The 13,702-nt window shown below is 38.7% G+C and carries 14 protein-coding genes; 5 read left to right on the top strand and 9 right to left on the bottom strand.

The features are described from left to right. Position 1: 1 nt before the first annotated feature. Positions 2-880: an ATP-grasp fold amidoligase family protein gene (locus tag GSF09_RS07095; protein WP_159800254.1), complete on the bottom strand. Its 879-nt coding sequence runs from the start codon at positions 878-880 to the stop codon at positions 2-4. Between the two features lie 5 nt (positions 881-885). Continuing rightward, complete coding sequence (locus GSF09_RS07090) at positions 886-1,995, bottom strand: glycosyltransferase family 4 protein (RefSeq protein WP_159800253.1); 1,110 nt, start codon at positions 1,993-1,995, stop codon at positions 886-888. A gap of 109 nt (positions 1,996-2,104) precedes the next feature. On the opposite strand from GSF09_RS07090, the gene GSF09_RS07085 reads away from it, so the two are divergent. The 5 genes from GSF09_RS07085 to GSF09_RS07065 all read left to right on the top strand — a co-directional run bounded on the left by GSF09_RS07085 (position 2,105) and on the right by GSF09_RS07065 (position 6,508). Next, positions 2,105-3,205 (top strand): DegT/DnrJ/EryC1/StrS aminotransferase family protein, encoded by a 1,101-nt coding sequence (locus GSF09_RS07085; protein WP_159800252.1) that lies wholly within the window; start codon positions 2,105-2,107, stop codon positions 3,203-3,205. Positions 3,206-3,210: 5 nt separating this feature from the next. Then, a complete protein-coding gene (locus GSF09_RS07080) occupies positions 3,211-3,783 on the top strand; it encodes an L-threonylcarbamoyladenylate synthase (protein WP_159800251.1) in 573 nt (190 codons plus the stop codon). After that, on the top strand, positions 3,783-5,210 hold the full coding sequence (locus tag GSF09_RS07075) for a CCA tRNA nucleotidyltransferase (RefSeq protein ID WP_159800250.1): 1,428 nt from the start codon (positions 3,783-3,785) through the stop codon (positions 5,208-5,210). Before GSF09_RS07080 ends, GSF09_RS07075 begins: the two co-directional genes overlap by 1 nt. Positions 5,211-5,221: 11 nt before the next feature. Then, on the top strand, positions 5,222-6,241 hold the full coding sequence (locus GSF09_RS07070; protein WP_159800249.1) for a COX15/CtaA family protein: 1,020 nt from the start codon (positions 5,222-5,224) through the stop codon (positions 6,239-6,241). 84 nt (positions 6,242-6,325) lie between these two features. Continuing rightward, the gene (locus GSF09_RS07065) at positions 6,326-6,508 is read left to right on the top strand and encodes a CsbD family protein (protein WP_159800248.1); all 183 of its coding nucleotides are present in this window, start codon (positions 6,326-6,328) and stop codon (positions 6,506-6,508) included. A gap of 104 nt (positions 6,509-6,612) precedes the next feature. Here GSF09_RS07065 and galA read toward each other — a convergent pair whose 3' ends face one another. The 7 genes from galA to GSF09_RS07030 all read right to left on the bottom strand — a co-directional run bounded on the left by galA (position 6,613) and on the right by GSF09_RS07030 (position 13,522). Beyond that, on the bottom strand, positions 6,613-9,441 hold the full coding sequence (gene galA / locus GSF09_RS07060) for a beta-galactosidase GalA (RefSeq protein ID WP_159800247.1): 2,829 nt from the start codon (positions 9,439-9,441) through the stop codon (positions 6,613-6,615). 99 nt (positions 9,442-9,540) lie between these two features. Next, the gene (locus tag GSF09_RS07055; RefSeq protein WP_159800246.1) at positions 9,541-10,299 is read right to left on the bottom strand and encodes a LytTR family DNA-binding domain-containing protein; all 759 of its coding nucleotides are present in this window, start codon (positions 10,297-10,299) and stop codon (positions 9,541-9,543) included. A 10-nt stretch (positions 10,300-10,309) separates the two neighbouring features. Continuing rightward, positions 10,310-10,642, bottom strand: a complete 333-nt coding sequence (locus tag GSF09_RS07050; RefSeq protein ID WP_159800245.1) for a 2TM domain-containing protein — start codon at positions 10,640-10,642, stop codon at positions 10,310-10,312. Between the two features lie 4 nt (positions 10,643-10,646). Continuing rightward, positions 10,647-11,249 (bottom strand): 2TM domain-containing protein, encoded by a 603-nt coding sequence (locus GSF09_RS07045; protein WP_159800244.1) that lies wholly within the window; start codon positions 11,247-11,249, stop codon positions 10,647-10,649. After that, entirely contained in the window at positions 11,246-11,539 is a 294-nt protein-coding gene (locus GSF09_RS07040) for a 2TM domain-containing protein (protein WP_159800243.1), read from the bottom strand. The genes GSF09_RS07045 and GSF09_RS07040 overlap by 4 nt, the downstream gene beginning before the upstream one ends. Positions 11,540-11,542: 3 nt before the next feature. After that, entirely contained in the window at positions 11,543-12,889 is a 1,347-nt protein-coding gene (locus GSF09_RS07035; RefSeq protein WP_159800242.1) for a 2TM domain-containing protein, read from the bottom strand. 6 nt (positions 12,890-12,895) lie between these two features. Then, complete coding sequence (locus tag GSF09_RS07030; RefSeq protein WP_159800241.1) at positions 12,896-13,522, bottom strand: hypothetical protein; 627 nt, start codon at positions 13,520-13,522, stop codon at positions 12,896-12,898. Between the last annotated feature and the right edge of the window lie 180 nt (positions 13,523-13,702).

Raw genomic sequence — 13,702 nt, 5'->3', positions numbered from 1 at the left:
CTCAGGCTGGAAGCTGTATTAAATCGCCCAGCTTTTCATTCATCCACTCTACAGCTATCCTTTTAATACCGCCGGTAGGGAAAAAAGTAAGTTCGCCAAAATAAATTTTGCCCTGTAAAGAATATAAATCCACACGTATAAAAATAAAACCTTCTGAAAGTATTTTGGCAATCCTTACCATTTCGTCAAAATTTTCAGGTTTAGGCATATCCCTTTTCAGGAAATTACGTGGTTCTTTTTCAGGATGCACCTTTTGCCAGTCCATGGTGTAATAGCATTTTTTCTCATCCCCATTCTCGGTGAGCTTTACCAGTACATAATGAGGAACTCCGTTAAAGCAGTAAAACTTGTAATCTATAAGCAGGTCTTCGTCAGCTTCACTTAAATATTTTTCAGCAATAATACGCGGAGTTATATCTTTATAAACCTTTTCGCGGTTTTTGTAATACTGGTTAAGCTGCATCCACTGTTGCAGTTTGGCTTTGGCCTTTGGCCAGTTCAGTTTACTTTTATCCTTTACAATTATATTAGTGCCCGATGCATGGGTGCATTTTAAAACAAACTGCTGCGGCAGGGTATCAATATCAATCTCCTCAACTGAATTATAAACACCGTAAAGTTCATTTAGTATGTCATCGCCTGCTTTCTCGGCTACCAACTGCCTAACGGCATACTTATCTGCATACTCCTTATACTGCTCAGTATATTTATAAAGTTTGAGCCATTGTATTTTTTCAGTAAATTCCTTGGGATTCTCAAGGTTAAGCTCCCTTTCATTTTTAAGGTAATATAGTATTTTAAGATACTTTACATCATCGGCTTCCCTTTTTTCAAGGTAGTTCACCAAAAAGCGGTAATACTTTCTTTTAAAAAAATTCATAAACACTATTTTTTGGAAGCCTGCAATACCTCATTAAGCTCGTCAAACATTTTTTTGGCAATCACTTCTTTGGTGAAGTTATTTTTAAGGAATTCATATCCGTTTTTCCTGAATTCATCCTGTAACCCCTCATCACCCAGTAACTGCTGAACCTTATCTGCAAAATCTATTGGGTTGCCCACCTGCGCCATAAGCCCTGTTTCACCATTAACCACCACTTCGGGAATACCGCCTGCATTAGCTGCCACAATAGGCACATGGCAGGCATAGGCTTCCAGCAGTACACCGCCTGTAGGTTCATTGTTGGAGGTAAACATGAATAAATCAAATTCGGGCAAAACCTGCGGTATATCCTTCCTGAAACCCGCAAAAATTACTTCGCTGTCAATACCTAAATCTTTTACCTGCTGTCTTACCTGCTGCTCCAGCCCGCCTTCGCCAATCAGTATAAATTTTGCCTTTACACCCCGCTTAACCAGTTCGGCTGCTGCATTAACCCAGGTTACATGGTCTTTAAATCCTGTAAAGGCAGCTATATTGCCTATAATTTTATAATCGTCAGGAATAGAAAATTCTTTCCTTAGTATCCCTGCATCTTTATATTTGAATTTATGAATATCAGTAACACTGCCCACAACGCACATTTTACTGTGGTCTTTAACTGCATATTTCAGTACATCGACTACAGGGTTTGATACGCATATAATTTTCTTAATTTCTTTATAATTGTATTTCCACTTCCTAAGAAAGTTGGTATCCACCCTTTTAATAAGAGTACGGCACAATACCAAAGGAATTTTAAGTCCGTAAAATATGGACGACAGGACGCTTATTGTGTGCGACTCGCTGTTATGGATAAATACAATATCAGCCCTGTTTTCATCGGCTGCCTGTTTTAAGGCTTTGGCAAACTTAAGGTCATATTCACCATTATATTCCAGTCCTATTACCTGCATATTTTTGCTTTTGGCAACATTATATAGTTCGGAGTCTTTTATACACACAATCCACTGGTCTTCAACATAGCCAAAATCGCGAAAAGCCTCATATAAATAAATTATCTTTTGCTCGTGCCCGCGCCAAACCCTTGATGCAGTAACCTGTATTAATCTCATAAATAGCGTTTGCAGGCAAAGGTATCAAAAATAATAATGTTGCATACTAAGCATATTATTAACTGCTGTTATATAAACTTTCAATATTTTTGCTTTATAATTAATTGTAATGATAAAGTTTCTCGACCTGCAAAAAATAAACATGCTGCACCAAAAGGAAATTGAGCAGAAACTGCTGGAAACCTTTAGGAGTGGCTGGTATTTACTGGGTGAAGAAACAAAACTTTTTGAACAGAACCTTGCAGGTTATATAGGTGTAAAGCATGCCATAGGAACAGCCAACGGCCTTGATGCACTGCGGCTTATTTTGCGTGCCTATATGGAAATGGGTGTAATGCAGCCAGGGGATGAAGTTATAGTGCCTGCCAATACTTATATAGCTTCTGTACTTGCCATAACAGAAAACGGGCTGAAGCCTGTTTTTGCCGAACCTGATGAAACTACCTTTAATATTGACCTCACGAAAATTGAGGAAAGCATATCACAACGGACAAAAGCTATTATGATAGTGCATTTATACGGGCAGGCTGTTTTTTCGGACGCGTTACAAAATCTTGCCCAAAAGTATAATCTTAAAATTATAGAAGATAATGCCCAGGCTATTGGCGCCGTATGGAATGGCAGGAAAACAGGCAGCCTTGCCGATGCTGCTGCATTCAGTTTTTATCCTGGTAAAAATCTTGGTGCCCTTGGCGATGGCGGTGCGGTTACATCCGATGATGATAGGCTTGCAAAAACACTAAGGGCACTGGCAAATTATGGGTCGGAAACCAAATATGTGCACAAATACAAAGGGCTGAATTCAAGGCTGGACGAAATACAGGCAGCCGTTTTAAATATAAAACTACAATATCTTGATGCCGAAAACCAAAAGCGCAGGGAAATAGCTGAATTTTATATCAACAACATTATCAATCCTAAAATAAAAGTACCTGCTTGGCCCGCCAAACCTGAAAGCCATGTATGGCACCTATTTGTAATACGCTGTACCGAAAGGGACAGGCTACAGCAATACTTAACAGATAACGGAATACAAACACAGGTACATTATCCAATTCCGCCCCACAAGCAGGATGCTTATAGGGAGTATAACACCCTGTCTTTACCTGTTACAGAAAAACTGCATAATGAAGTGCTGAGCCTGCCGATAAGCCCGGTGCTTACTCAGGAAGAAATACAAACAATTACTGAAATACTTAATAAGTTTTAAACAGTATGGAACATACAATTAACGAAGAAGTGCACAATGCATTTGAGGTAATAAAAAATGGCGGTATAATATTATACCCTACAGACACGGTTTGGGGTATAGGCTGTGATGCCACCAACCCTGAAGCCGTAAAAAAAATATATGAGCTGAAACAACGTGAAGAAACCAAAAGCATGATTGTGCTGATGAATGGCGACAGAATGATGCATAATGTTTTCCGGGAAATACCTGAAGTTGCCTGGCAGATAATAGAGCTGAGCGATAAACCTACAACGCTTATACTGGATAACCCTAAAAATGTGGCTCCTAATTTAGTTGCATCAGATAATACACTTGGCGTACGCTTAGTGAAAGAACCTTTTTGCTACAAACTCATGAAACGCATGAAAAAACCGCTGGTTTCAACTTCTGCTAATATAAGCGGCATGCCAACACCTAATTCTTTTAAAGAAATAGACCACCATATTTTGGACGGAGTTGACTATATTGTAAATTTGCACCACGATAAAATTGCCGCAAAACCATCCACTATTATTAAAATAGGTAACGATTTGCAGGTAAAAGTGATACGACCTTAATGAAAGCAAAAACTTCATATAAAGAAGCATTAAATAATAAAATATTTACAATAACCTCCCAGGCTGCTGCAACGCTTAATGTAAAAAGTTATGTTATTGGCGGCTATGTGCGCGATTTTCTTTTAAACAGGGGCCTTAAAAAAGATATAGATATTGTTGCCGTTGGCAGTGGTATTGCACTGGCAGAAAAAGTTTCTTCCCTGCTGCCCGGTAAGCCTAAAGTTCAGGTTTTTAAGAATTACGGTACTGCCATGCTGCGCCATAACGATACCGATATTGAATTTGTGGGTGCGCGTAAGGAATCCTACCAATGGGAAAGCCGAAAGCCGCATGTTGAAACAGGTACACTAGAAGATGACCAAAACCGCCGTGATTTTACCATTAACGCCCTTGCCTTATCCCTTGATGAAGCAGATTTTGGCGAACTGGTAGATCCATTTAACGGAATGGACGACCTTAAAAAAGGTATTATACGCACGCCTTTAGACCCGGATATAACCTATAGTGATGACCCGCTGCGCATGATGCGTGCCATACGCTTTGCCACACAGCTTAACTTTACTATTGAGGAAGAATCGTTAAAGGCAATAGGACGTAATAAAGACCGTATAAGTATAATTTCCGGTGAACGAATTGTTGACGAACTGAATAAAATATTGATGGCGCCAAAGCCATCAACAGGATTTAAACTTTTGCACCAAACGGGGCTTTTGCAAATTATTTTACCAGAGCTTACCGCCCTGAAGGGTGTTGAGGAAGTAGAGGGCCAAACCCACAAAGATAATTTTTATCATACCCTTGAAGTGGTTGATAATATTGCCCCAAATACTGATGATGTATGGCTTAGGTGGTCGGCATTGTTACATGATATTGGTAAGGCACCAACAAAAAAGTTCCATAAAAAAATAGGCTGGACGTTTCACGGGCATGAATTTGTGGGAGGTAAAATGGTTAAGAAACTTTTTGAAAGGCTGCATATGCCCCTTAACCATAAAATGAAATATGTATCTAAAATGGTTATGCTCAGCTCCCGCCCTATTGTGTTAGCACAGGATATAGTAACTGATTCTGCTGTGCGCAGGCTTATATTTGATGCCGGAGAAGATGTTGAAGATTTAATGACCTTATGCGAGGCTGACATTACCACGAAAAATCCACAAAAATTTAAAAAGTACCATAATAACTTTAAAATTGTACGCCAAAAAATTGTGGAAGTTGAGGAGCGCGACCATGTGCGCAATTTCCAGCCACCCATAAGCGGGGAAGAAATTATGGAAATATTTAACCTTAAGCCCTCTAGGGAAATAGGTGTGCTTAAGGAAGCCATAAAAGAAGCTATACTGGAAGGTGAAATTCCTAATGAATATAATGCTGCCCACGATTTTATGATGGAAAAGGCTTTAAAAATGGGGCTTAAAACAAACTAATACACAATAAAATGAAGCAAAATAAACCGGTAATACTATGGCTGCTATCAGGCTGTGCCCTGGTTTTTATCATGGTTGTAGTGGGCGGAATTACAAGGCTTACCAATTCCGGGCTTTCTATGACCGACTGGCATTTGGTTACAGATACATTTCCTCCTATGAGCGAGGAAAAATGGCAGGATGCTTTTGAGGAATACAAAAAATTCCCCGAGTATCAAAAAATTAATATCCATAACGATTTTACGCTTTCAGATTATAAGTTTATTTATTTCTGGGAATGGTTCCACCGCCTTATAGGCAGGGTAATAGGGATAGTTTTTATTATTCCGTTTATTTATTTCCTAATACGCAAAAAACTGGATAAGGCAACTGTGGGAAAATGCCTCATACTTTTAGCTATGGGTGCCTTACAGGGTTTTTTCGGCTGGTTCATGGTAAAAAGCGGACTCGTGGATAATCCTGATGTAAGCCATTTCAGGCTTTCACTGCATTTAACTTTTGCTTTTGTAACTTTTGCCTATACGCTTTGGGTAGCACTTGATTTAATTTACCCTGAGAGGAAACCGGCTATTGCACCGCTTAAAAAACTGGCACGTATAACACTTTTAATCCTGTTATTGCAAATTATTTATGGTGGCTTTGTTGCAGGGCTAAACGCCGGGCTGATACACAACCACTGGCCTTTAATGAGTGACGGGCAATTTATGCATGACAGTATTTTTATAGAAAAGCCTTCTTTACTGCTTGCATTAACAGAGGGGCAAAGCGGCGTGCAGTTTGTGCACCGCACTATGGCTTATGTAGTAGTTGCTTTTATAGTATTCCTGTTTTTTAAAGGGAAAAAATACAACCTTGATACTCAGCAAAAGCAAGGTTTAAATGCCCTGGTCATTATTGTATCGCTTCAATTTATACTTGGAGTATTTACATTATTACTAAGGGTGCCCTTATGGCTTGGGCTTGCACATCAGGTAGTTGCATTTTTCCTCCTTACCGCAATGACTTTTACACTGCATAGACTAAGTAAATAATTGTGATAAGCTTAGCATGGCTTTGGCAGTATTTTTAGATTATCAATAGTAACTTTATACTATAACAAATAAAAACATATAATCATGCCAAATTCAGAAGAAATAAGAGGAAACTGGAACGAGTTTAAAGGTAAGCTTAAACAGGAATATGGACAGCTTACTGATGACGACTTAACATATGAAGAAGGAAAAGAAGATGAAATGTGGGGACGCCTTGAAAAGAAATTAGGTAAAGCGAAAAAAGAAATACTTTCTATTTTCCAATAGCCTGAAGTTCCTTTAAGGATATACTGCATTTCCCGAAACTGTTTTATAAACCGGATATTAGTTTTTAAATAACTAAAGCTATCGTTTATAAAACAGTTTCTTTTTTATTCCCCTCCGGCAGATTGAATTACCAAGGTGGTTCCTTTTAGCTTTGCACCTTCTGCAGTTATCTCAATCTTACCTTTATTTTTATCTGCCTGTATAATTAACTGCGCATATCCGTTAAATAATTTCCTTTTCCACTGCGGGGCTTTTTTAATAACCTGTATCACTCCCGGGTCTGTATTTATTTTATCCCATTCATGTGCTTTATGTATCGGTGGCGCTATTACAGCAACCGTATTGTTACCCTCTTTTAAAATAGGAGCGGGCAATTTAAATTTCAGAGTATCTTTGTCATCAGGCATTACCCTTATCCCATTAATAAAAACAGCCTTATCAGTACCTAAATTTTTATAGTAATACGTTATTTCTGCATCTTTAAAACTTCCTGTTAAGGTAAATATACCCTCATATACAAATGCCGGTGGCAGGTTTTTATAATCCCTGTCTTTAAATGCCTCCCTCCAGTCCTTTAAATTAAAATCCGGTAAAGATGGAAGTCCGGCTGTAGCCAAAGGCTGCTCTTTTAAATCATTTATAGGATATAACGTTATGCTATCTAAAAATTTATCCGGTTCCAGCGAAGTAGGATTTCCATTACCCACACCTATTATTTTACCCGGGCCTTTTATAGTAAATTGTATTTCATTACTGGCAGTTGGCACATGCCTGCCTTTGTTATCTGTTACTTCCACCGTAATAACAGCTACATCAGTACTGCCGGATAACTTATTTTTGTGCGGGGTCAATTTAATTTTATCTGCCCTGCCTGTTGTTACCCTTTCCGCCTGCAGCGCTCTCTTTCCATTTTTATACCCAACAGCACTTAACTTGCCCGGGCTGTAAGGCACATTCCATTCCAGGTGGCTGTTAACCTGCATTTTCTTTTTCCCCAAGCTTTTTCCGTTTAAAAATAATTCCACCTCATCACAATTGGAATATACCCAAACATCTATTTTCCTGCCTTCCATTCCCTCCCAGTTCCAGTGGGGCAATATATGCAATACATCTCCCTTTCCCCACCATGATTTTAAATAATACACGTTATCTTTTGCAAACCCGCAAACGTCCATCATCCCAAAATAGGAAGTAACCGAAGGCCAGCCATAAGGAGTCGGCTCGCCCCGGTAATCAAAACCTGTCCATATAAACATCCCCGCAAGGTAAGGGCGTGCCGCATAAAAATTCCATCCCTCTTCTATACTGTAAAAAGAGGGACGTGGTTTTTTATCATAGGTACTTTGGTAATGTTTTTCATTATCTGTAAAATATACTCCCCTTGTGGCAAAGGTGGAACCCTCTTCGGTGCCCATGCCCGGTTGCTGTTTGTACTGACCCCTGTGTGCATCTATATCGCCATTACCCAGATAGTTATACCCCATCACCTCAACAACCGATGATATACCGCTTTTAAAACCTCCGCTAATGCCTACAGTTACAGGCCGTGTACTGTCGAGGCTTTTTGTGAATGCCTCCATGGTTTGTGCTATCCGCTCTCCTGTTATGCTATTTTCTATAGCCCATTCTTCATTCCCTACAGACCAGCATATTACACTTGGGTGATTCCTGTCACGCTCAATCATCTTTTTCAGGCTGCCTAAATGATATTCATTTACACCCATCAGCCTTGTTTCATCAATAACCAGCATACCAAGTTCATCACAGGCTTTAAGAAGCTCCGGCGTAGGCGGATGGTGCGAGCACCTGTAGGCATTACTACCCATCTCCTTAAGTTTCCTAATCCTGTAATACTGCAATTCATCAGGCAATGCAGTCCCTACCCCTGCATGGTCCTGGTGGTTGTTTGTGCCTTTTAGTTTTAAAGGTTTTCCATTCAGAAAAAAACCTTTTTCAGCATCAAAATGTATTGTCCTTATACCGAAAGTTGTTTGGTACTCATCGATAATATTGCCCTTATATTTAAGCACTGTAACAAGCCTGTATAATTCAGGGTTATAAATACCCCAAAGCTTTGGCTTAAAAACTTTTAATGACATTTTATATGCAACAGTCTTGTAATATCCGGGAACTACATGCTTTGAAATTTCAGCAGCTATCTTTTTTCCTGCTGAATCATATATAGTATTTACAACCTCAACTTCACCAGCAGTATCGATTTTATGATTTTCAATAAAAACGGTGGCTGCTACTTGTGCATTATCACCATTAAGCGCAGATACCACATATGTACCATTAGTGGCTATATGCAGTTTATTTGTTTTGCAGAGATATACATGGCGGTAAATACCTGCCCCTTCATAAAACCATCCCTCCTCCATCCCGGCATCAACCCTTACAGCTATAACATTATTGCCATCATAATTTATATACTCGGTAATATCATATTCAAACGCATCATAACCACTTTCCTCAGTACCTAAATAGTGGCCGTTAAGCCACACTTTCGAATTACGGAACACACCATCAAACTGTAGCGTAATCCTACGGCCTAAATCACTTTTGGGAATAGTAATTGTCTTGCGGTACCAGCCAATGCTCTTTTCAGGATAACCTTTACCCGATGCCTTAAAACCATGGCTAAAACTTGCTTCTTCGCTAAAGGGCTGTTCTACAGCCCAGTCATGCGGTAAATTTAACTGCCTCCAGGCCCTGTCATCAAAATCAGGTGCAGCAGGGCCATCGCCATAACCGGTTTTTGCCAAGTATGAAAAATAGCCTGTCGCATGGTTGTAGTCTTTGGCAACATCAGACGGATGCCCAAAGGCAAAATGCCAGTCATCATCTATAAGTATTTTTTCACGGGGTGAATTTTCCTGACCGAAACAAAGTGTGTAGATAAATAGCAGGATATAGCTGTATGTAAACTTCATATTCACAGAATTGTAATCTGTAAATATAAAATATGCAAAGCACCGCCTGTAATACTATTTTTGCAGAAATGTAACAAATCTCCTCAAAGGAGATTTGTTTTAACTGCCAAGCCAGTCCCTGAAATCGTTTACCCGCTCCCGGCTCACTATTACTTCATCCGCATTATAAGTTGGCAATATAACCTTAAGCCTTGAATTGGTATAAACCACTATATCCTTAATGGTGTTTATACACACTATATGCTTCCGGCTAACACGGTAAAACTTTGCCGGGTCAAGCTCGTTTTCAAGCTGCTCCAAAGTACTTTCCAGCAGGTAGTCTTTATTATCCCTGGTGTGTATGTAAGTCCCCTTATTTTCGCTGAAAAAACATTCGGCATCATCAACATTTACCATTTTAAGGTGCTGTCCTATTTTTATGGCAAAACGCTTTTTGTAGCTTTTCTCCAAAGGGTTTACCAGCATCTTTTTTATCTGCTCAAAATCAAGAGAAAGGTTTTGCGGTTGTGGCCGGTATTCCCTGTATTTATTTACAGCTGTTTCAAGGTCATCTTCATCTATAGGCTTTAATAAATAGTCTATACTGTTTAGCTTAAATGCCCTCAGTGCATACTCATCATAAGCCGTAGTAAAAATAATGGCACTGTTAATAGTAACCGTTTCAAATATTTCAAAAGAAAGCCCGTCAGACAACTGTATATCCAAAAAAATAAGGTCAGGGTGCGCATTTCCTGAAAACCAGTTTATAGCTTCCTCTACAGAGTGAAGCATGGTTTCTGCGTTTATGCCCAGTTTTAGCAGTTTGCGTTGCAGCAGTCTTGCAGCCGGTTTTTCGTCTTCAATTATTATTACATTCATCTTACTTATTTTACTCCCATTTAGTACGGTTGCCCTGATTTCTTTCCATCATTTCCTTTATCTTCCTTTCTTCCCAGTTATTACCCAGTAAAATATTACTGCTGAACGTTCCCAAAGCATGAAACAAAACACCTATTCCCCAAAAAATGGCTGTACTGAATGCCTGAAAGGTAAAAAATTCTTCTCCCGGTTTCATATCTTCCCAGTGCATTAGCAATAATATGATGTTTACTACCAAATAAGCTGTAAAGTGCATATAGAAGCCTTTTATAGACTTTACTTTTTTCCTTGCCCTGTCATAACGCAGCTGCTCCTCAACTGTCCTTAATGTATTATTGTTCATGACCTTATTTTTTATTTTCTTCCTGTATTAGCTCTATAAGTTTTAGTTCTTCCCAATTTTTACCCATAAGGAATGAAACTCCAAATACCTTAAAAATATGTATTAGCAATCCTATACTCCAGCCAAAAGCAGCACCATAAGCAATATAAATAAATAAGTCCTGCTTTTTTTGAAACCCTACCCACAGTAGTACCAGTAAAAGAATAATAACCACTATATAAGCTGTAAGGTGCCTGTAAAAATTTCTTAAGGCATGGATTTTCTTTTTTGCGCGATTGTACAGTATTTGTTCATTCAATTGCCCTTCAGCATCGTTTCCTTTTTTCTCTTCCTTATTACCAATCAGCTCTCTTAATTTTTGTTCTTCCCAGTTTCTTTTCATAAATGGCATACTGTCAAATACTATCATACCATACACCGCCATTCCTATTCCCCATAATAGTATAGAATACCAGAACCAATTAAACTGAAGGTTATAAATTAAATTAAAATATATAAATACTAAATGAGCAGCAATATATACTAACAGGTTAAAATAAAAACCCCTTATAGCTTTCACTTTTTTCCTTGCTTCTTTATAAGCTTTTTGTGTAGTATTATCTTTCATAAGTAATTTCTTTTCTGAATTTCCTTGTCAATCAATTCCTTTAATTTTTTCTCTTCCCAGTTTTTCCCTAAAAAAGGAATATAATTATGTGCTGACATACCATGTACAGCCACACCGGTGCCCCAACCTAACATTGGAAACTGAAACCAGTAGGCTTCGGGTGTTAAATAGAGGTTTATAAACACAAGTACAGGAATAATGGTTAGGTAAAGACTAAGGTTAATGTAAAAATGTTTGATTTCCTTTACCTTTTTTCTGGCCCTGTCATAGGCAACTTTATTATAATCCATGCTCTAGTCCCATTTATTATTTTTCTCTTTTTCCATGTACTCGCGTATTTTTCTTTCCTCCCAGTCCCGGCCGGCAAACGGCATATAGTTAAACACGCTCATTCCATGTATTATAACCCCTACACCCCAGCCAATAGCAGGATAAATAAACCATAAATGCTCTGCGCTGGTATAAAGGTTAAGTACCATAAGCCCTAAAATCACTACTACATAGGATGTCAGGTTACCGTAAAAACCTTTTATTTCTTCCACTTTTTTCTGTGCTTTGTAATAAGCACTTTCTTTATCTGTATTTATTTGTGTTTCCATTATACTTACTTGTTTAGTTAAAATTGGTAATTTCACTGTAAAATGTTTTTCTGTTTGTTCTACCAGCACATTCCTGCTGGTTAATATTGCATACCGGCTTACTATATTTTGAAGCCCTACACCTTTCCTGTCCTGTAACACTTCTTTTTTCTGGAGGTCATTTTGTACCACCAGGTAACCTTTTTCTTCAAATATCCTTATATGAAGCGGGCGTTGCTGGCTGACAACATTATGCTTTATAGTATTTTCAAGGAGCAGTTGTAAAGACAGTGGTACTACCCTGGCCTCCTGATTATTAAAATCCTGTGGGATTTCAAAAGAAATACTATTTTCAAAACGCATTTTTAGCAGATTCATATAGGTTTTAGCAAAAGCCAGTTCCTCCTGTACGCTTACCAGTTCTTTATCCCGCTGTTCCAGCACATAACGGTACACTTTGGAAAGCGACGTTGTAAAACGCTGTGCACTTTCCGGATTTTCTTCTATCAGCGAGCTTAACACATTAAGGCTGTTAAAAAGAAAGTGAGGGTCTATCTGGTTTTTAAGCGATTCAAACTGTGCCGAAGCAACACCCGCCACTATTTTTTGCGCTTTTACACGGTTTTCCTGATACCTCCTGTAAAAGTAAAATATATGGACTATTGTATTAACAATAAGGGTAAGCAATAAGGTAAACCTGTAATTGCCAAGGCTGTGCGCAGCAAAAAAAGCCTGTATTGTATTGCCTTCAATAAAAAGTGAGTGCAGCAGCAACAGCAAAAAAACTAAAATCATAGTTACCATGCCTGAAGCCACAAAGCCTATGGCAACTCTTTTTAACGACATATTTCCCGTACCGAATACCCTGTCCAGCTTTATAAACACCAGTGAATTAGCCAAAAATATCGGTATTGCAAACAACATGAATTCGGCATACCATTCGGCCAGGCTAAAAGTTTCCCAGTTTATTTTGCCTAATACTGTAAAAACCAGTACTACTGTCAGGAACAAAAGTGTACCTGCTATTAGCGAACGGAATATTTCCCTGATATAAGTTTTCAAAGCGTATTATTTTTTACAATTTTCAAGTACTTGCTTTGCCCTGTCCAGCCCCCATTGAGGATGAAAGGGAGATTCAGGTTTAAAGGTAGCAAAAAGTTCAACAGCACGTTCAACCTCAGCACACATCGGTTTTGTATCTGTGCCAAAATAAGCCGCCGAACCCATATCAAATTCAGCTTTACTCAATACTACCCTCGGGTTATCAGGGGCTACTTGCATTGCTTTTGCATAAAGCCCGTTTACAGTACCCGAAAGTTTCATTCCGTTTGTCATAGGGTCAAAAGCAATCCATGCCGTATGTATCATTGCCTGCATTACCATAAGCTCCGGGTTGCCGGAAGAAAGTGCTTCAGCTTTTTCCTGCGCTTGCTGTGCTTTGCTTAAAAGCGCATTAACTTTTTCTTTGTCTTTAGTTGTAAATGCCTGCGTGGTATTAACAAGTGCCACATAATATTGTGGGAGCCAGTTGTCCTTCTCCGCTGCCCCTATCCTTTCAAACATAGCCGAAGCTTCGGCGGGCTTGCCTTCAGTCCATAATGAAAATGCTTTTTGCATTCCGCTTTCATACTGGGATTGCGCGTTAAGCATTGTGCTCACAAAAAAAATAACTACTGCTGTAATAACTCGTACCATAATATTTAATTTTTAGGTTGTTGTATTTTGATGAAACAAAGTTGCACCATAAACAACTCCTTTAAAAAAGTGTTTTACCGAACTGTAGATTTTTACGGATGAGCTGTAAAAAAAGATAAAGTATTTTAAAATTATAGTATCAAGGCTCTTATAAAGCAGGGAGTTAAAAATGATATTTCA

It is taken from the genome of Flavobacterium sp. MK4S-17, assembly GCF_009848495.1.
Taxonomy (GTDB): Bacteria; Bacteroidota; Bacteroidia; order Flavobacteriales; family Flavobacteriaceae; genus Flavobacterium.
The sequence above is the reverse complement of the archived record's forward strand: the minus strand, read 5'-3'. Positions and strand labels throughout refer to the sequence as shown.